Here is an 18,875-nt window from a genome sequence, read left to right on the forward strand (position 1 = left end):
CCGTTGTTGTGGATGCGCTCGATCCAGGATGCCTTCGAGAACATGAAGCCCTCGCGGCGCAGCCAGTCGATGATGTCGTTCCTCTGCGTCAGGCCCTCGGCGGCGATGGCGGTCATCCACTCGTCGAGCGCGCGGCCGGTATCGCTCTTCAACGTCTCGAGGAACTGGCGTTCCCGCTCGCCGTAGTCGATGCTCACGGCCGCTCCCTCGTCAGATCCATCGGCGTGTCTGCGCCTTGTAGCCGCGATAGGCGTCGCCGAAGCGTGCCTCGAGGTGGCGCTCCTCCGGCAGGACGGCAAGCCAGGTGACGAGGGGGATATAGGCCGCGGCGAGGATGACGAACCAGATGTTGTGCGTGATCTCGGCAAGGCCGAGCAGGATCAGGGCGTGAGCGAGGTAGATCGGGTTGCGGCGGAAGCGGTACGGGCCATCTGTGACCAGCACGTCGGCCGCCGCGTCGGGCCGGATGGTGGTGCCGTGGCGCTTGAGCGTCCAGGCCGCCCAGGCCATGAGCACTAGTCCTGCAGCTCCGAGGCTCAGCCCTGCGACATGGGCCATCGGGTCGTCCTGGCCGGGCCAGGAGAGCGGGGCCAGATAGCTTGCGGCGACAGCGGCCGCGACGATGGCGGCCAGCAGGATGGGCGGCCACGGGCGTGCAGCGGGCGGGGCGAGGGGACCGGGTTCAGAGGCGCTGGTCATGGCTCGATCTCGGCAAGGGTTCGCGACCGGTGATAACGGGCTCGGGTCCGCCAGGCAAATTCGTGTGCGGCAAAGCCATACTTTTATCCGTAAGCGGCATTACGAGTGCGCGGGGATCAGCGGTTCATCGGCAGTTCAGGCCGGGCGCGCTATCTGCGGTCCGGTGCATCAGGAGGGGAAACATCATGACGACCAAGTCCATGTTCGCGCTTGCCGTCGCCGCTGCGCTCGCCGTCGGGGCCGGAGCTCCGGGCGAGGTGCAGGCCGCCAGCTACGGCTGCTTCAAGGTCACCGCAAGCCATCTCAACATCCGCGACCGTCCGTACAGCTCGGCCGAGGTGATCGGCGTCGTCAACCGTGGCGACATCCTCGAGCAGCGCAAGCTCATCTGCACGCCGCGCGGCTTCTGGTGCGCGGTTCGAAAGGGGTCGCTCGAAGGCTACGCGGACAAGGCGAACATGCGGAAGATCGCGTGTCCGTAACCGCGTTGCGCGCGCCTTGAGCCTATAGGGATGCCGTTCACGCTCGCCAAGATCCTGGCGCTCCTCGTGCAGCCGTCGTCGCTCGCCATTCTCGCGATCGTCGCGGGTCTCGTGATGATGCGCGGCGGGCGGGCGAGCCGGCTCGGACGCGGGCTCGCCTGGGGCGGCGTGCTGGTCTTGACCGTGGGCGGGCTCACGTCCGTCGGCAACCTCCTGGTCCTGCCGCTCGAGCAGCGCTTCGCCTCCGTGGCGCCGCCGGCCGCCTCGGAGCGTGTCGACGGGATCATCCTGCTCGGCGGTTTCGAGGACGGATGGGTCTCATCGGGGCGCGGCGGGCTCGGCCTCAACGAGGCGGCGGAGCGGGTGAGCGAAGGCTTGCGGCTCGCGCTACGCCACCCCGAGGCCAGAGTAGTTTTCACCGGCGGCGCCGGCACGCTCCTGGCTCCCGGCGTCGAAGCGACCGGGCCGGTTGCCGATTTTCTGGCGGAGGCGGGCGTCGCGCGCGAGCGGCTGATCCTGGAGGGCCGCTCGCGCACGACATTCGAGAACGCGATCTTCACGCGCGATCTCGTCGCGCCCCGGGCGGGCGAACGCTGGTATCTGGTGACGAGCGCCTATCATATGCCGCGTGCGATGGGGCTCTTCCGCAAGGCCGGGTTCGACGTGATCGCCTATCCGGTCGACTATCGCACCCGCGGGCCCGAGGACGCGCTGCGGCTCTTCGAGCGCATTCCGCAGGGACTCATGCGGCTCGACCTTGGCGTCAACGAGTGGGTCGGGTTGCTCGCCTATCGCGCGCTCGGCAGGACCGACGCGCTCTTTCCCGCGCCCTAGACTCGTGACCTCACAGCGTTCGCTCCGGCACGTCAGGATTTCTTGAGCGGGCGCGTGTGCGGCGGGTCCTTGGCGCCGGGGGCCAGCTCGGCCTCCAGGTCGAAGTTGGGGCAGTTCTTCTCGGCCAGGCGCTGGTTGTAGGCTTCGAGCTGGGCGCGGTCGCGGGCATAGCGCGCGTAAGGGTCGCTGCCTTCTCCGGAGCCGCCGTAGACCGGCTTGGCCGCAACCTGAAGATTGCGTGACAGGCTCGTCGCCTGCGTGCGTGTCTGGAAGTCGCGGATCTGCACGATGCGCACGGCCATGCGCCCCGTGAGCTTGCGGCAATCGAGGGCCTGCTCCTCGGGGCTCAGCGTGTAGCCGCCGGCGGACGGGAGTCGCGCCACGGTCTCCGCGGCAGGTGTGACCGAGGACGTCGGCGGTGCGATGCTGGCGGTCTGCGAGGCGCAGGCGCCGAGCAGCGCCGTTGCGACGGCCAGGCCGAGAGCTCTCGATGGGCGTATCATTCAGGGCCGGATATCGTTGTGTGGCCGTAGTCTATAAAGGTTCACCCGCTGGGTGGCGACATTTCGGACCCGGTCCGGCAAAAAGGCGGCGTTACGAAGTTTTTTCCGACGGCGTGGCGTGGACGACAAAGCCGCTCCAGTTGACCCCGATCCGTCCGGCGGGCTACGCCTCGTCTCTCCTGATGTCGGGTGCGGCCCTTCCGGCGGCGACCCTGTGGAAAGAGGCGCGCATGAAGCTTGGCTCGGTTCTCCGCGATGGTTGGGGGCGCGCCGCCGCCCCGCTGGTTGGAGCGGCCCTGGTCCTCGGCGTCGCCGTCTTGCCGGCCGGCGCGGAAGAGGCTCCGAAGAACCTGTCCTGCTCGTTCGAGGAGGGTGCAGCGTGGACCTACGATGCGGGCAAGTTCCAGTCCAAGCCGTCCACCCCGCTGAGCTTCGGCATCGCCGACATCGATCTCGAAACGCAGACGGCGACGATCAAGGCGGCGCCCGACGCCAAGCCCGGAAAGCTCAGCGTCGTGCGCGCCATCAACGCCAACCACTTTATCGAGGCGGTCAACGAGGGATTCCTCAACCTCACGACGGTCTACGACAAGGACGCAGCGAGCGGACGCTATCCGGCCGTGCATTCGCGTCACGGCGGCGTTCTCGGAAGCCCCGTGTTCGGCCAGTATACGGGCTTCTGCACGGATGAGTGAGGCGCGTGCCCTCGCATGAAATTGCACATCGTCAAACTCTGCGTCGGAGCCACCTCGATCGAGGATCTTGCCCAATGGCAGGAGGAGCGCTTCCGCGCGCGGACGGCGCGGGGCGAGGCGGCGCGCATCTATCACGCCACGCTGCAGACGCCGAAGCGCCAGGCGGAGCTCGAGGGCGGCTCGCTCTACTGGGTGATCAAGGGGGTCATGCAGGTGCGCCAGAAGCTTCTCGGCTTCGAGGAGGGCACGAAGGAGGACGGCTCGCCCTGCTGCCTGATCCTGCTCGACCGGACGCTCGTGCCCGTGCGTCCCGTTCCGCGGCGCGCGTTCCAGGGTTGGCGCTATCTTACCGAAGACGATGCGCCGGAGGATCTCGGCAAGGCAGGCGGGGATTTCACCGACCTGCCACCCGAAATGCGCCGCGCGCTGATCGAGCTCGGCTTGATTTAGGCGCGGCATTCAGGGCGCGTCGGGTTCCGAGGGAATCGGTGCGCGCCCGGGGTTCCGGTGAGACTCATCAACCTCGGGCTGACAGGAGCCCGGTGCGACCACGATCCGGAGGTACCCCGATCCATGACACGGCCCCCTCTCACGCGCATCATTCGCGAGCTTCCGAAGCTCGTCCCGTTCGTCGGGCCGGAGGCGCAGGAACGAGCACGCGGGCGGCCGTTCAAGGCCCGGCTCGGCGCCAACGAGAGCCTGTTCGGGCCGAGCCCGGCGGCGGTCCGCGCGATGGCCGGGGCAGCGGCGGAAAGCTGGATGTATGCGGACCCCGAAAGCCATGATCTGCGCGCGGCGCTGGCGCGCCATCACGGCATCGGGGCGGACAACGTGGTGATCGGCGAAGGGATCGACGGGCTCCTGGGGCTTGCGGTGCGAGCGGCCGCCGAGCCCGGATCCGTCGTCGTCACGTCGGACGGGGCGTACCCGACCTTCAATTTCCACGTTGCGGCCCAAGGCGCGACGCTGGTCAAGGTCCCCTACCGCGGCGACCGGGAGGACCTCGAGGCCCTGGCGGAGGCGGCGCGACGGCATGGCGCATCGATCCTCTACGTTTCCAATCCCGACAACCCGATGGGCTCGTGGTGGGAGGCCGGCGACATCGCCCGTCTGATTGCTGCGCTTCCTGGCGGCGTGCTGCTGCTGCTCGATGAAGCCTATTGCGATACCGCGCCGCCCGGCGCCGTCCCGCCGGTCGACGTGTCCAACCCGCAGGTGCTGCGGCTCAGGACATTCTCCAAAGCCTACGGGCTCGCGGGCGCGCGGATCGGGTACGCCATGGGGGAGGCGGATCTGATCGCCGTGTTCGACAAGGTGCGGAACCATTACGGGATCAACCGCGCCGGACAGATCGGGGCCCTGGCGGCGCTCAACGACCAACCCTATCTAACGCAAGTGGTCGGCAGGATTGGCCGCGCGCGCGACAGGATCGCCGACATCGCCCGGCGCCACGGGCTTGCGCCGCTTCCGTCGGCGGCCAATTTCGTGACCATCGACTGCGGTGCGGACAGCGCCTTTGCGCGCGCCGTGCTGGACGAGCTTCTGGCGCGGGACGTGTTCGCCCGCAAGCCGGGCGTGGCGCCACTCGACCGGTGCATCCGGGTTTCCTGTGGGCGCGATGAGGATCTTGCGATCTTCGAAAGCGTTCTATCGGAGGCGCTCCCGGCGGCCCGGGAGAAGGTGCACAGAAATAGTTGAGCCGGCCTCGGTCCGGCGCATGAATTCGGCCGTATACCTAGGGAACTGCCGGCCGAGGCCGGTGTGCGAGGAGAGGAAATGGGGAGACCGATGCAGAAAGCCACACGTAGCATGCTTCTCTCTTCAGGATTGGCCGGTCTCTTGGCCGCCCTCACGCTGACGCCGGCTGCCGCCGATACGGATCTGGCCGGATCGTGGAAGGGTGGCGGAACGGTGACGTTCAGCTCGGGTGCGAAGGAGCAGGCCCGCTGCCGCGCGCGGTTCAGCCCCAGCGGCGTACGTGCCTACGACGTCAGTGCAACGTGCGCCACGCAATCGGGCACTGTCTCCCAAACGGCGTTCGTGCGCGGACGGGGCGGCTCCTACCGGGGCACGTTCTACAATCCCGAGTTCGACACCTCGGGTAAGATCCAGATCTCGGTCAGCGGGCAGAGCCAGGTCGTGCGACTGACCAGCAGCAAGGGCTCGGCGGTCATCCGGCTTTCGCGGTAGCCGGCCCTTTCATCCTGTCCATGCGAGGCATGTCTTCGCCTCTCCCTGCGCAGCGCGGCACTTCCATGGCCGTGACGCGGAAAAGGTCGCGCGGGGGAGCAGGATTGGGCTCCGCCTCGGTTGAGCGGCTTCAGGGAGCGCGCACCTTTTCGGGCACGCTCCCTTTGGGCCGACTTATTTGCCGGGCCCTTCGAACAACAACTGGAACGAGCCGGCGGAAGGAGTCTTCTTGTTCGCCTGCCGCTGAGCCGGGCGGCGCGGCCGGGACGTGCGCTTGGCCCGCTCGGGCCGTGCGGCGGGCGCGGCTGCCGGCTTGACCGGCTCTGCAGCGTCGGCGGTCTCGCCGGCGGGGTTTTGCGGGACGAGGCCCTGGGTCTTGGCGGCCTGAGCCGGGGCAGGGAGACCGGCGGTCACGAGCGAGCTGCCGTCCGTCTCGATGGTGGCGTTCTGTGCGACGAGGCGCGAATAGCCCCACGGGCCGGTGACCGCGCAGTCGGCAGTGCAATCCTGTGTTACCTCGACTGAGCCGCCGGCCGGGATCTTGTAAACGGCCTCCTCGGTGCCGGTATCGACGCCGATCGACACCTCGTCGGACGACGTGTTGTGGACGGTCAGGGCGGCCACCGGAATGGCCGCCACGGACAGCAGGGCGCAGGCGGCGATGGCGCGCGTCATCAGGCTCATGGTCGTCTCCCTCGAGTCTCGGATCATGGCTGCGGCTCGCGACGCGCCTCGCCACGTGTGGGGTACATGGCAATCAGCATAAATAATGTATGCTTAATAATTTACTTAAAATTACTGCGTTTGCAACTTAGATATACAATTTATGTAGCTGATTTGCCTTATTTTTCCCAGATCACCGATGCGTGGTGACGGCGACCCACTCCGGATCCTCCTGCGCTCGCCGCTCGAACGACAGGAAGTCGTAGTAGCCGCACCGGCCCTTGCCGGGGAACGAGCGGCAGACGGCGGGGCGCGCCTTGTAGATCGTGCAGCAGCGCTTCTCGGTATCGAAGAAGCGGCAGATGGCGCCGAAGTGGCGGTCACGCTTGCGTTTCATGGCGTATTTGCGGCCGTGGGCCTCCCGCGTGAAGGCGCGCCGCGCCTCCTCGAACGCCATGCCGTGATGGCGGGCGAGGCGCTCGACGTCGCGCTTGTCGAGGGCGATCAGCGGATAGGAGCAGCAGTAACCGGGACACTTCTTGCAATCGTACACGCAGGCAAACCCGTCTCGAGGATATGGCTCAGAGCCTGAGCTCGCGGCGGCGCCGCGGTGTGGCTCGCAGCGGTGTCCGCCGTGGTGCGGAGAGGCTCGCGCGCGGTCCGTCGGCAATCCCGCCGTCCGCGCGTCTCCCTCGGCTTCTGTTAGCTTCCATTGCCGCCGGGGGCAATGCCAAAGCCTGTGCTTTGGTCAAGGATAGGGGCGACGTGCGACAAGGCCCTGGGCGAGGCAGGGCGCGGACAAAGGGCGGGTGCGGTGAGATACGCCCCCGCGCCTCTCCGCGCGACACACTTTCTCCTTTAATGTCGGCGCATGTCAGGGCGCTCTGATCGTGTCGAGGGATCCCGAAATGACGGAATTGGCCCGTGGCGCGCCCGAGGGGGAAACGCCCGTCAACCCGTATAGTCTGCTCGAAGCCGTCAACCGTTCGAGCGACACGGCGCATACGAGCTGGCTCATCTTCCTCGCCATCATGGCCTATTTCGTCATTGCGGTGGCGGGGGTCACGCACAAGGACCTGCTGCTCGAGACGCCGGTCTCGCTGCCGATCCTCCAGGTCGACATCCCGCTTGCGCAGTTCTTCCGCTTCGCGCCCATCGTGCTCGTGCTGCTGCACGTGGGCGTCGTGTCGCAGCTTGCGCTGCTCGCGCGCGAGACGCTCGAGTTCGACCATGCCATCCGGCTGCTCGAGGCGACCGACAAGCGCACGCATCCGCTCCGCCTCGAGCTCAATACCTTCTTCTTCGTGCAGGCGATCGCCGGGCCCTCCCGCAGCCGCGTGATGAGCGTGCTCCTGTACGGCATGAGCTGGCTGACGCTCGTCGTGCTGCCGGTGTTCCTGCTCATCTACATCCAGGTCGTGTTCCTGCCCTATCACGATGTGCGCATCACGTGGACGCATCGCTTGGCGCTCCTCGTCGACATCGCCATGCTGGTATCCATCGGGCTCTTCCTCATACGCGCCGAGACGAGCTTCAGGCAGGCGTTCCTGCGTGCCACGTCGGCGTATCCGGGGAGTTTCCTCGCCACCGTTCTCGTGCTCCTGGCCGTGTGGGTGGCTTCGTTCTTCGTCGCGACCATTCCCGGCGAGATGGCCGACCGCTTCACGCAACGCGCGCTCGGGTTCGACAACGATGACGAGACCGGGCAGCCGCGCTTCGTTTCCGGCTTTGCGGTTCCGTTCCTGACGTTCGGCTCGGACGGATCGCTGCTCGGACTCTTCAAGCGCAACCTCGAGGTGGTCGATGCCGATCTCGTGCCGGACAAGGACCTGACGCCCGGCGAAACTTCGATCAGCCTGCGCGACCGGGATTTGCGGTTCGCGACGCTCGACCGTTCGGATCTGCATCAGGCGGACTTCACGGGCAGCGATTTGCGCGGGGCCTCGTTTGTCGGTGCGGACCTGCGCGGCGCCTCGTTGCAGTGCTCGGACATCACGCAGCTTGTCCTGACGGACGATCGCGACGCGCTCAATTGCACGACGGCGCGGCGTGCGCGGTTCACGCGCGCACGCCTCGACGGGGCGCGCCTCACGGGCACGGACCTGCGCGGAGCCAGGCTCGACGAGGCCAGGCTCGAAGACGCCGATCTCAGCTACGCTCTGCTCTACGGCGCCAACTTCGCGTCCGCGCGCCTCGACAAGGCCGATCTCACGGGCGGCGTCGCGGCGCAGGGCGCGAACTTCATCGTCGCCAACCTGGAGGGCGCCGATCTGACGGGCGCGGCGCTCACGGGGGCGGACCTCTCGAACGCCGATCTCACGGGTGCCGTGCTGGCCCATGCGCAGCTCGACGCGGCCAACCTCAGCGATGCCAAGCTCGACGGGGCTTCGCTCTATCGCGCATCGCTGCGGGGCGCGGCGCTCGGCGGGGCCAGCGTGGCCGGCGCCGACCTCAGGGACGCAAAGGTCTGGCGGACGGTTGCGCCGCTTCCGGATCCGGACGCGGTCGCCGATCTCAGCGGCCTCCGCATCGTTGCCATGACCGAAGCCGACGCCGGCGATCTCAAGGCCGCGGTCGCGCGCATCCCCGGCCGCCGCACGAGGGCGCGCGTGGGGGAAGCGATCGCGCCGCTAATCGAGGCTTCCGAAAGTGCGGCCTGGGAAGGATCGGCGGACGACGCGGCCTGGCGCGACCTCGCCGTGGCCGGCGCGCAGACCTCCCCGGACCTCTACAAGTCGCGGCTTACCGACTATCTCGTGCGCCAGTCGTGCCGTCCGCGGTGGAGCAACGGGTCGGTGGCGACGGGGCTTGCGCGACGCGCGCAGCGGCCGGAGTTCCAGGGCGATCTCGTGGCTGTCTACGATCGGCTCGTCGATCGATCGTGTCCGGCGTCTGGGACGATCGCGCCGAAAGTGCTCAAGGATCTCTCTGTGGCGGCCGACATCGCGCGGGGCGGGTAGCCTCGTCGTTCGCGCTTGCTTGCGTTGCTGTATGGCTGTAGAACATAACACGAACATTACGTGCGCCTGCAGCCGTGTCGAGAGGTTTGCATGTCCGTGAGACGTATGAGCCACGCTGGCCAAGCCGGTGCAGATGCGCCGGAATTTTGAGAAAGCTTGGGACAACGATGGCGCTGGGCACCGGCCCCGTTCGCGTCCGGGGGCCGATGCGGGTAGGGTGCTGCAACTTGAGTCGCCCGGCCGGCGGAGCCGCGCCGGGCAGATCTCCATCGCCACGGCCGTCGGGCCTGTCGCCAGCCGACGTGCGGACGCCGGACAGGCGCGGACACGGGCGCAGGGGCCAGACGCGGATGCCAGACAGGGCGCGAATACCAGACAGGGAGTGAAGACATGGCCGGATCGGTCAACAAGGTGATCCTGGTCGGAAACCTCGGGCGCGATCCCGAGATCCGCCGCACGCAGGACGGGCGTCCAATCGCCAACCTGCGCATTGCCACGAGCGAGTCGTGGAAGGACCGCAACAGCGGCGAGCGCCGCGAGAAGACCGAGTGGCATTCGGTCGTGATCTTCAACGAGAACCTGTGCAAGGTCGCAGAGCAGTATCTGCGCAAAGGCTCGAAGGTCTACGTCGAGGGGCAGCTCCAGACCCGCAAGTGGCAGGACCAGCAGGGTCAGGATCGCTACTCGACCGAGGTCGTGCTGCAGGGGTTCAACGGTCAGCTCACGATGCTCGACGGCCGGTCTGGCGCGGGCGGCGGGCTCGGAGAAGGCGGGCAGTCCGATTACGAGAGCGATAGCGGCGGGTTCGGCGGCGGCGAGCCGAAGCGGGCTCCGCGCAGCGGTGGCGGCGGCTCCAAGGGCGGCGGTGGCCTCGACAAGCCCTTCGACGACGAGATCCCGTTCTAAGTAGTCGGCAGTAGGCAGGGTGACCGGCAGGTCGCGCGTGCTATCAGCGGTGCTTGTGTTTGGCGCGCTTGCGGCCTTTGCGGCTCGATCGTAGAGCCGGGGGCGGCGTGCGCGGCGGCTCGGTCGGTTCGGGCGGCGGCACCGGCGTGTTTGTGACCAGCGGCGAGGCCGGGGTCTCCTCAACCGATGCAGCGTCGGGTGTCGGCACGTGGGCCGGCTCGGGTGTAGGGGGCGCCGGGGCTATCCTCGGCGGGCGGCCTGCCAGCACGTCCTCGGCGCGGGCGTGATCGCGCGCCGATTGCCCCTCGATGAAAATGTGGCGCACGGCCGGCGTGTGCGTGTGGATGGTCGCCTCGATGCGCGCGACGGCGGCCTCGATGGCCGCGGCCGTCACCGCGTCGTCGAAATCGACGCTCGCGGCGACCAGGATGTCCGACGGCCCGAGTTGCATGGTGCGGATCTCGTTGACGGCGCGGATCGGCCGGCCGGGCCCCATCTCCGCGACGATGGCCTCCTGGATGTCTCGGCGCACGCTCGGGGCCGCCGCCTCGCCGACGATCAGGCTGCGAATCTCGACGCTCATGAAGGCAGCGACGGCGCCGAGCAGAAGACCGATCAGGATCGCGGCGTAGGCGTCCGGCGTCGACGAGCCCGTGAGGTCCGAGAGCGCGATGCCGGCGGCGGCGATGAGGATGCCGGCCAGCGCGGCGACGGTCTCGACCAGTACGGTGAAGAGGGCGGGGTCCTGCGAGGCGCGTAGGGTGGCGAGGGCAGGAGCCACGCCGTGCCGCCGTTTGAACGTGCCGATGGCCTTCGCCGCCGCCATGGTTTCGAGCGCGAATGCGACCGCGAGCACGGCGTAGTTGACGAAATGATCGGTGACGGGACGCGGATCGATCAGCTTCTGGACGCCCGCGTAGAGGGCGACGCCGGCGCCGAGCGAGTACAGCAGCACGGCTGCGGCGAAGCCCCAGAAGTGGAGCTCCCTGGCGTAGCCGAAGGGACGGACGGCGTCCGCCGGCTGCCCGGCACGGCGGAGGCCGAGCAGGACCAGCGCCCGGTGGCCCGCGTCGACGAGCGAGTGCACCGCCTCGGACAGCATGGCGGAGGAGCCGGTCCAGGCAGCGGCGACGAACTTCGCGGCGGCGAGGCTGAGATTCGCAGCCAGCGCCACCACGACGACGCTTGTCGAACCGCCCGCTGCCACGCCCTGCTCCCGCCAGATCCCTAGATGAGGTCCCGTATCTACGCGACTTTCCGAACCGCAGAAAGAAAAACCCCGCCGCAGGGTTGCTGCGGCGGGGCCTCGTTCGATGGCGACCGTCGGGATGATCGCCGCTTCGCTTACGGATTGGCCGGAGCGGGCTCGGTTGCGGGCGGCGCGTCGGGTGCGGGGGCGGGCGCCGGCTCGGTGGACGAGCCGCCGACGGCTTCCTTCGCCGAATCGATGGCGCCGGAGACGGCCTCCTTTGCCTTATCGAGGGCGGGGCCTGCCGCCTCCTTCGCAGCGTCGAGCGCCTCCTGTGCCTTTTTCTTGGCCTCGTCGATCTTCGGCTTCGACTTGTCCGAGAACTCGTCGACCTTCTCCCGGGTGCGCTCGAAAAGCGATTTCGCCGGTTTCTTGCGCACGAACTCGGGCGCGGTGTCGATGGTGTCCTTGGTCAAGTCGGGAAGCGACACCACGAGCTTGCCGTCCTTCTCGTCGAACTGGAGGGAGGAGAGGGCGACGCCGATCTTCTTTTCGGCCCAGCCGAAGTAGCCGCCGGTGCCCATGACGACGCCCACGACCTGGTTCTGGTCGTTGACGATCAGGTCCTCGATGTCGGCGACGATGGTGCCCTCCTTGCCGTGGACCTTGGCCCCGATCAGGTGGTCCTTGGCCAGGTATTCGGTGTCGGACTGGGCGGGAATGAAGGTCGTGTCGGCCCACGCCGCTCCGACGGGGGCCGTGGCGAGCATGAGGGCGGCGAGAAGCGAAAGGCGTTTCATGTGGTTCGGTTCCTAAGGAGGCGATGATCCGCGCTGAACGTGAGGGTCGGCGCGGCCTCTTTCAAGCAGCGAAACATGATGAGCCAAGGGCGGGGCAGGCGAAAACGCGACTTTTTGACAAGCGGCTGGCTGCCAGGGGACGGGGAACGCGGAAAACGGGGCTTCGTTCCCGGGAAAGGGGGCAACAGGCAGCATGCAGGCTTTGGGGGGGGGCGATTCTGGGGAGGGGAGGTTGTGGCACCCCCGCCAGCATTGCGGTGGCGATGGCGGGTCGGGTACACTTCGGCAGTTCGAAATCCACCCTCGGCGGCGGACGGGCCGCATCTCTCTCGCCCGCCATGCGCCTGAACCCAGGACTTCCACATTGAACGACAGCAGCGACCAGCCGGGCGCGTCTGGCCCGAGCGATATTCGTCCCGTCCTCATCCAGGACGAGATGAAGCGCTCCTACCTCGAATACGCGATGAGCGTCATCATCAGCCGTGCGCTTCCCGATGTGCGCGATGGGTTGAAGCCCGTGCACCGGCGCATCCTTTACGCCATGCAGCGGCTCGGGCTCGACTGGAACAAGAAGCACATGAAGTCGTCCAAGGTGGTGGGCGACACGATGGGCGACTTCCATCCGCACGGCAACCTCGCGATCTATGACGCGCTCGTGCGTCTCGCGCAGGAGTTCTCGATGCGCGTGCCGCTGATCGACGGGCAGGGCAATTTCGGCTCCGTCGACGGCGATCCGCCGGCCGCCGAGCGCTACACGGAAGCACGCCTCTCCAAGATCGCGCAGTTCCTGCTCGACGATCTCGACAAGGAGACGGTCGACTTCAAGCCGAACTACGACGACCGGCTCGAGGAGCCCGTCGTGCTGCCGGCGAAGTTCCCGAACCTGCTCGTCAACGGAGCGGGCGGCATCGCCGTCGGCATGGCGACCAACATCCCGCCGCATAACCTCGGCGAGGTGATCGATGCCTGCATGCTCATGCTCGATCATCCCGAGACGACCGTCGACGACCTCACGCAGATCATTCCTGGCCCGGATTTTCCGACAGGCGGCCTGATCCTGGGGCGGGCCGGCGCGCTCGCGGCCTATCACAAGGGCCGCGGCTCGATCATCATGCGCGCCAAAGTCGAGGTGGAGGAGATCCGCAAGGACCGCGAGGCTCTGGTCGTTACCGCAATTCCTTACCAGGTGAACAAGAAGACGCTGATCGAGAAGATCGCCGATCTCGTGCGCGAGAAGCGGGTCGAGGGCATCTCCGACATCTGGGACGAGACCAACCGCGAGGGCATGCGCATCGTCATCGAGCTCAAGCGCGACGCGATCGCCGACGTCGTGCTGAACCAGCTCTGGCGCTACTCGGATCTGCAGACGACGTTCGGCGCCAACATGCTGGCGCTCAACGGCGGCAAGCCCGAGCAGCTCAACCTGCGTGACTTCATCGAGGCGTTCACGACGTTCCGTCAGGAAGTCGTGACGCGGCGCACGCGCTACCTGCTGTTCAAGGCCCGCGAGCGTGCGCACGTGCTGGTCGGTCTCGCCATCGCCGTCGCCAATATCGACGAGGTGATCAAGCTCATCCGCTTCTCGCCGTCACCGGCGGAGGCCAAGGCACAGCTCATGGCGCGCGACTGGCCGGCCAAGGATATGGCGCCGCTGATCGAGCTCATCGCCGATCCGCGGCACGGCATTTCTGCGGACGGCACCTACAGGCTCTCCGAGGAGCAGGCGAAAGCGATCCTGGAGCTGCGCCTCGCCCGTCTGACGGCACTCGGACGCGACGAGATCGGCGACGAGCTCAAGAAGATCGCCGAGGAGATCAAGGACTATCTGGCGATCCTGTCGTCCAGGCTCCGCATCATCGATATCGTCAAGGGCGAGCTTCAGGCGATCAGGGACGAGTTTGCGACGCCGCGCAAGACGGAGATCGTCGACATCGAGGGCGAGGTCGAGGACGAGGACCTGATCGCGCGCGAGGACGTGGTCGTTACCGTCTCGCATAAGGGCTACATCAAGCGCGTGCCGCTCTCCACTTATCGCTCCCAGCGGCGCGGCGGCAAGGGCCGCTCGGGGATGTCGACGCGCGACGAGGATTTCGTCACCCAGATCTTTATCACCTCCACGCATACGCCGGTGTTGTTCTTCTCCTCGCGCGGCATGTGCTACCGCATGAAGGTGTGGCGGCTGCCGGCCGCGACCCCGCAGGCCGCCGGCAAGGCGCTGATCAACCTTTTGCCGCTCGTGCAGGGCGAGGTCATCACGTCGATCCTGCCGCTGCCCGAGGACCAGGAGACCTGGTCGCGGCTCGAGCTGATGTTCGCCACCCGGAGCGGCGGCGTGCGCCGCAACGCGCTCTCCGATTTCGAGAACATCAACCGCAACGGCAAGATCGCCATGAAGCTCGATCACGAGGAGGGCGGCGAGGCCGACCGCATCGTGTCGGTCGCCATCTGCTCACCCGAGGACGACGTGGTGTTGACGACGGCGCAGGGCCGCTGCATCCGCTTCCTGATCAAGGACGGCGTGCGCCTCTTCAAGGGGCGCGATTCTTCGGGCGTGCGCGGTATCCGGCTCGACGACGGGGACGAGGTGATCTCGATGGCGATCCTGACGCATGTCGAGGCGTCGCCCGCGGAGCGCGCCGCCTACCTCAAACAGGCGTCGCAGATCCGGCGCAGCGAGGGCGGCGAGGAGCCCGAGACAGTGGAGGTCGACGCCGATGCCGAGGACGGCGAGGAAGCTGGCGCGACCGAGCTCACGCCCGAGCGCTACGCGGAGCTTTCCGCCAAGGAGCAGTTCGTGCTCACGGTCTCGGAGCGCGGCTTCGGCAAGCGCAGCTCATCCTACGAGTATCGGACGAGCGGGCGCGGCGGCAAAGGCATCGTCGCCATGGTCGTCAACGAGCGCAACGGCAACCTCGTGGCCTCGTTCGCGATCGAGCATTCGGATCAGATCATGCTGGTGACGGACGGCGGGCAGCTCATCCGCTGTCCGGTGGACGATGTGCGCATCGCGGGGCGCAACACGCAGGGCGTGCGTATCTTCAAGACAGAGGATGAGGAGCGCGTCGTCTCGGTCGAGCGCATCTCCGACGACGGGTCGGACGGCGAGGAGGGTGACGGCGCGGAGGCGTAATGCCCCGCGCAAGGGCTTCGCATCTCGCGCGGCAGACGCGAGTTTCCGGCGTGGCCTTCTTTTGCGGAGAGCTATTCGCGCTTTCGCGAATTAAATGCGGCAATTCCAACTCTACCGCAGATGAATGTATCCGTATTTATACTGACGCATTTATGCGGGTGCGTTTGTGCTGAGGCATACAATCGGACTTTTCTCTTTACTTTCGTTAGAAAGTATTGATTAAGAGATCGTCAACCCCTTCCTTCCCATAGAAAAATCGTTTTATATCAATGAATTGTAGAATTTGTTGATGGGCTGCTCTTGTGGCCGTGCTGCAACCTGAGGGGACGGCGGAGCATCCAAAACCCCTGCCATTTGTTGACTTGAAATGTTGAGTATATTTTTCTCGATCCTGCATGGGATTGGCGGACGCTTCTCAGAATTCGCCCCCTGCGTTTTTTCAGGGCGTCCCTAGGGGTAGGGATTTTGGGTGGGGAATATCATGACATCAGCTCGCGAGCCGGCGAACGCGCCGCATTGCGTGATGCTTGGCGCACAAATTTCCGAAGGGAGCCTTTCCGCGGGAGCGGATGGGCGCAAGGACCCGTCGTCGGCGAAGCTGTTCACGGCCTTTGCCGTGCTGGCGGCCAGCCCGGCGACCGTGGCGCAGGCCCAGCAGGCGGCCGAGCCGGCTGACGACCTCCCTCCGCTCGTCGTCGAGACCACCGCCAAAAAGAAGAGCCAGGCCGTCGCCAAGAAGAAGGCTGCGCCGGCGAGCCCGGTGCCGCAGGCGCCGCCCGCCGTCGCGCCAGTGACCGAGCGTCCTACGACGCCGCCGCTGCCGGGACAGGCCGGGCCCGTGGCGCCCGGACAGTTCAACGCCGAATTCGTCACCTCGCCGAAGGTAACGGGCCCGCTGCTCAATACGCCTCAGACCGTGACGGTCGTACCCGGCACGATCATCCAGCAGCGCAAGACGACGAGTCTGATCCAGACGCTGAAGCAGACACCGGGCATCACGATCGATGCGGGCGAGAATGGGTTCGCATCCGGCGGCCTGCAGTTCGGTATCCGCGGGTTCAATTCGATTGGCAACGTGTTCGTCGACGGTACGCGCGATAACGGCGCTTTCCCGCGCGATATGTTCAACGTCGCGCAGGTCGAGATTTTCAAGGGCCCCGCTGCCGATAACGGGCGCGGCGGAGCGGGCGGCTATGTCAACATCGTCACCAAGACCCCAGGGCTCGAGGATTTTGTCGAAGTTCAAGCCGGCATCGGTTTCGACGAATATGATTCCGAGATGCGTCGTCGTGCTTCGACCGACGTGAACCAAAGCTCGGGGAGCACCGCAGTTCGGCTGAACGCGTTCATCGAGGACGGCGGTGTCGCCGGGCGCGACCTCGCCGAGGCAAACGCCTATGGCGTCGCGCCGTCGTTGGCATTCGGTCTCGGCACCGAAACACGTGCGATCTTCTCCTATGAGCATGTCGAGCGGTATGACGTGCCGGACGCGGGTGTTGCGTTCAACCGCCATCCGTCGACGCACGCAACGCGTATCTATGGTGTCGGCGTCAAGGGGGCGGGACCGAGGCCCTATATCAGGAACCTGCCTCGCGATACGGCCTTCGGCATGTCGTCCGATTTCGACGATGTGACTGCCGATGCGGTCATGGCTCGCTTCGAGCATGATTTGTCGGACAGCGTGACAATCACCAACCAGACCCGTTGGGCCAAGGTGGATCGTGAGGCTGAGTATCGCATCCCGGGTCAGGGTGACCAGCTTCCCGTGCAGGCCCTCAACTACTACGATCGTCAAAACGAGACCTTCACAAACCAGACCAATCTGGCGGCCAGGTTCTCTACGGGGCCGTTCCGTCACACGCTGTCGACGGGCGTGGAATATTCGCACGAGGAGTCTGACGGTTTCCGCTTTTCCCCGACGGATCCGAGCCGAACCAACGTCGATATCGACACCATCGCCGGCTATCTTTACGACACGATCGAATTGAGCCGGCACTGGCAGTTGGTTGGTGGTCTGCGCGTCGAGCACTACGATGCTGACATCACCGCGAGATTCGACGATGGCACTCCGGGCGACTTCGACGGTGTCGAAGAGACCGATACCACTGTCGGCGGAAAGATCGGCATCGTCTACAAGCCTGTCCGCGAAGGCAGTCTCTATGCTTCGTACGGTACGTCGGTTCTTCCTCCCGGCGCGTATCTGTCGAACCCCGACGTCTCGCGTCCCGGAAACCCCGCTGACGACACAGCTTCGTTTCCCGGCTTTATTCCGGGTGCCGATCCCGTGCGGATGCACAACTACGAAGTCGGCGTGAAGTGGGATTGGCTGGGCGGCAAGCTGTCGACGACGGCGGCACTCTTCCACACCGTCAAGGAGAACGTTGCGTTCGGAGATCCTACGAACATCGTCTATGGCGAGCAGGAGGTTCAGGGCATCGAACTGGGTATTGCCGGAAACCTGACCGATCGGTGGAAGGTGTTTGGCGGTCTCACGGTGCTGGATAGCGAACGCAAACACGGCAGTGAGGTCGATGCCGTGCTCGCCGGCGACTACACCGGTCAGGGCGGTGCAGATACGCATCCCGATTGGAGAAACGTAACGACCACGAATGGCGACGAGCTGGCCTTCACGCCGAACGTCTTCGCAACGCTCTGGACGACGTACGACGTGACCGATGCCTTTACTGTCGGCGGCGGTTTCCAATACGTGGGTGAATCCTGGATCGGCCGGCCGGACGACGCAACCCGCGTCATTCCGAACGGAAAATTCGGCAAGCTGCCGGATTACTTTCTGGTCAACCTGTATGCCTCCTACGACATCACCGAGAACATCGAGCTCTCGCTCAACGTCGACAACGTGTTCGATGAACTCTACCTGACGTCGACCAACTGGAACGGCCGCTGGGGCTATCTCGGCCCGCCGCGCACGTACTGGCTCAACGCCAACGTTAAATTCTGACTTTAGTCGGAAACAATATCTCGACATCGCCGGCCCGGGCGTGCTTGTTACGCCCCGGCGGCACGGCTTTTTACCGAGACCTATGATTCACGCTTCGGACGGATAGGATCCAAGCGGTCATGGCCTAAAGACAGGATTGCCGGGCTTGCCCGGCAATTTGCGTTTTCTGGAGTCGACGATGCTGGTCACCATCCCCGATGTGCTCAAGCCCCAGGAAGTGGCGCATATCCGCCGCGTGCTCGAGGAGACCGACTGGGTGGACGGGCGCGTCACGGCGGGTGACCAGGCCGGGACGGTCAAGCGGAACCTGCAGGTGCCGGTCGACTCGCCGGTCGCGCGCGAGCTCGGAGAGATCGTCCTGCGGGCGCTCGGCACCAATTCCGGGTTCATGACGGCGGCGCTGCCGTTGCGCGTGCTGCCGCCGATGTTCAACCGCTATGACGAAGGGATGACGTTCGGGGCGCATGTGGACGGCTCGATTCGCGCCGTGCCGGGCAGCGGACAGCGTCTCAGGACTGATGTGTCGTCGACGCTCTTTCTCACGCCGCCCGAAGACTACGACGGTGGCGAGCTGGTCGTGCACGACACGTACGGCACGCATACCGTGAAGCTGCCCGCGGGGCACATGGTCGTCTATCCGGCAACCAGCATGCACAGCGTGACCCCGGTCACGCGTGGCAGCCGGTGGGCGTCGTTCTTCTGGACGCAGTCCATGATCCGGGACGACTGGCGGCGTCATATGCTCTACGAGCTCGACAAGTCAATCATGAGCATCCGCGCGCGGATGGCGGACGACGATCTGGCGGTGGTGGGGCTCACGGCGCATTATCACAACCTGATCCGCCACTGGGCGGAGACCTGACGC

At 66.2% G+C, this 18,875-nt stretch carries 18 protein-coding genes; 11 read left to right on the top strand and 7 right to left on the bottom strand.

Translation table 11 applies throughout. The features are described from left to right. Together V7082_RS05200 and V7082_RS05205 are read right to left on the bottom strand one after the other, a co-directional pair. Positions 1-197: DUF4287 domain-containing protein (locus V7082_RS05200; protein ID WP_334146560.1), on the bottom strand; the 197-nt coding region annotated here is incomplete at its 3' end. A 13-nt stretch (positions 198-210) separates the two neighbouring features. Continuing rightward, complete coding sequence (locus V7082_RS05205; protein WP_334146561.1) at positions 211-699, bottom strand: methyltransferase family protein; 489 nt, start codon at positions 697-699, stop codon at positions 211-213. Positions 700-884: 185 nt separating this feature from the next. On the opposite strand from V7082_RS05205, the gene V7082_RS05210 reads away from it, so the two are divergent. After that, the gene (locus tag V7082_RS05210) at positions 885-1,181 is read left to right on the top strand and encodes an SH3 domain-containing protein (protein ID WP_334146562.1); all 297 of its coding nucleotides are present in this window, start codon (positions 885-887) and stop codon (positions 1,179-1,181) included. Between the two features lie 30 nt (positions 1,182-1,211). Continuing rightward, a complete protein-coding gene (locus V7082_RS05215) occupies positions 1,212-2,015 on the top strand; it encodes a YdcF family protein (RefSeq protein ID WP_334146563.1) in 804 nt (267 codons plus the stop codon). Between the two features lie 32 nt (positions 2,016-2,047). On the opposite strand, the gene V7082_RS05220 is transcribed toward V7082_RS05215, so the two are convergent. Next, positions 2,048-2,518: a hypothetical protein gene (locus V7082_RS05220; RefSeq protein WP_334146564.1), complete on the bottom strand. Its 471-nt coding sequence runs from the start codon at positions 2,516-2,518 to the stop codon at positions 2,048-2,050. A 113-nt stretch (positions 2,519-2,631) separates the two neighbouring features. Here V7082_RS05220 and V7082_RS05225 point away from each other — a divergent pair, with 113 nt between their 5' ends. The 4 genes from V7082_RS05225 to V7082_RS05240 all read left to right on the top strand — a co-directional run bounded on the left by V7082_RS05225 (position 2,632) and on the right by V7082_RS05240 (position 5,403). Next, entirely contained in the window at positions 2,632-3,213 is a 582-nt protein-coding gene (locus tag V7082_RS05225) for a hypothetical protein (RefSeq protein WP_334146565.1), read from the top strand. Between the two features lie 15 nt (positions 3,214-3,228). Next, entirely contained in the window at positions 3,229-3,663 is a 435-nt protein-coding gene (locus V7082_RS05230; protein ID WP_334146566.1) for a DUF1489 family protein, read from the top strand. Positions 3,664-3,786: 123 nt separating this feature from the next. Further along, positions 3,787-4,911, top strand: a complete 1,125-nt coding sequence (locus tag V7082_RS05235; RefSeq protein WP_334146567.1) for a pyridoxal phosphate-dependent aminotransferase — start codon at positions 3,787-3,789, stop codon at positions 4,909-4,911. Positions 4,912-4,989: 78 nt separating this feature from the next. Then, on the top strand, positions 4,990-5,403 hold the full coding sequence (locus tag V7082_RS05240) for a hypothetical protein (protein WP_334146568.1): 414 nt from the start codon (positions 4,990-4,992) through the stop codon (positions 5,401-5,403). 174 nt (positions 5,404-5,577) lie between these two features. Here the strand turns inward: V7082_RS05240 and V7082_RS05245 are convergent, their stop codons facing one another. Then, complete coding sequence (locus V7082_RS05245; protein ID WP_334146569.1) at positions 5,578-6,087, bottom strand: hypothetical protein; 510 nt, start codon at positions 6,085-6,087, stop codon at positions 5,578-5,580. Between the two features lie 172 nt (positions 6,088-6,259). Beyond that, entirely contained in the window at positions 6,260-6,619 is a 360-nt protein-coding gene (locus V7082_RS05250) for a YkgJ family cysteine cluster protein (protein ID WP_334146570.1), read from the bottom strand. Positions 6,620-6,974: 355 nt separating this feature from the next. On the opposite strand from V7082_RS05250, the gene V7082_RS05255 reads away from it, so the two are divergent. Both V7082_RS05255 and V7082_RS05260 read left to right on the top strand, forming a co-directional pair. Continuing rightward, positions 6,975-9,026, top strand: coding sequence for a pentapeptide repeat-containing protein (locus tag V7082_RS05255; RefSeq protein WP_334146571.1), 2,052 nt, complete (start codon positions 6,975-6,977; stop codon positions 9,024-9,026). 390 nt (positions 9,027-9,416) lie between these two features. Continuing rightward, positions 9,417-9,932: a single-stranded DNA-binding protein gene (locus V7082_RS05260; protein WP_334146572.1), complete on the top strand. Its 516-nt coding sequence runs from the start codon at positions 9,417-9,419 to the stop codon at positions 9,930-9,932. Between the two features lie 43 nt (positions 9,933-9,975). On the opposite strand, the gene V7082_RS05265 is transcribed toward V7082_RS05260, so the two are convergent. Both V7082_RS05265 and V7082_RS05270 read right to left on the bottom strand, forming a co-directional pair. Beyond that, entirely contained in the window at positions 9,976-11,139 is a 1,164-nt protein-coding gene (locus tag V7082_RS05265; RefSeq protein ID WP_334146573.1) for a cation diffusion facilitator family transporter, read from the bottom strand. 137 nt (positions 11,140-11,276) lie between these two features. Further along, positions 11,277-11,921, bottom strand: a complete 645-nt coding sequence (locus V7082_RS05270; RefSeq protein ID WP_334146574.1) for a PRC-barrel domain-containing protein — start codon at positions 11,919-11,921, stop codon at positions 11,277-11,279. Positions 11,922-12,285: 364 nt separating this feature from the next. Between V7082_RS05270 and gyrA the strand changes: the two genes are divergently transcribed. From gyrA to V7082_RS05285, 3 genes are all read left to right on the top strand, one after another. Further along, a complete protein-coding gene (gene gyrA / locus V7082_RS05275) occupies positions 12,286-15,051 on the top strand; it encodes a DNA gyrase subunit A (RefSeq protein ID WP_334146575.1) in 2,766 nt (921 codons plus the stop codon). A 616-nt stretch (positions 15,052-15,667) separates the two neighbouring features. Next, entirely contained in the window at positions 15,668-18,010 is a 2,343-nt protein-coding gene (locus V7082_RS05280) for a TonB-dependent receptor (RefSeq protein WP_334146576.1), read from the top strand. A 178-nt stretch (positions 18,011-18,188) separates the two neighbouring features. Beyond that, on the top strand, positions 18,189-18,872 hold the full coding sequence (locus V7082_RS05285) for a Fe2+-dependent dioxygenase (protein WP_334146577.1): 684 nt from the start codon (positions 18,189-18,191) through the stop codon (positions 18,870-18,872). The last annotated feature ends 3 nt before the right edge of the window (positions 18,873-18,875 follow it).

Source organism: Hyphomicrobium sp. (assembly GCF_036833075.1).
Classification (GTDB): domain Bacteria; phylum Pseudomonadota; class Alphaproteobacteria; order Rhizobiales; family Hyphomicrobiaceae; genus Hyphomicrobium_C.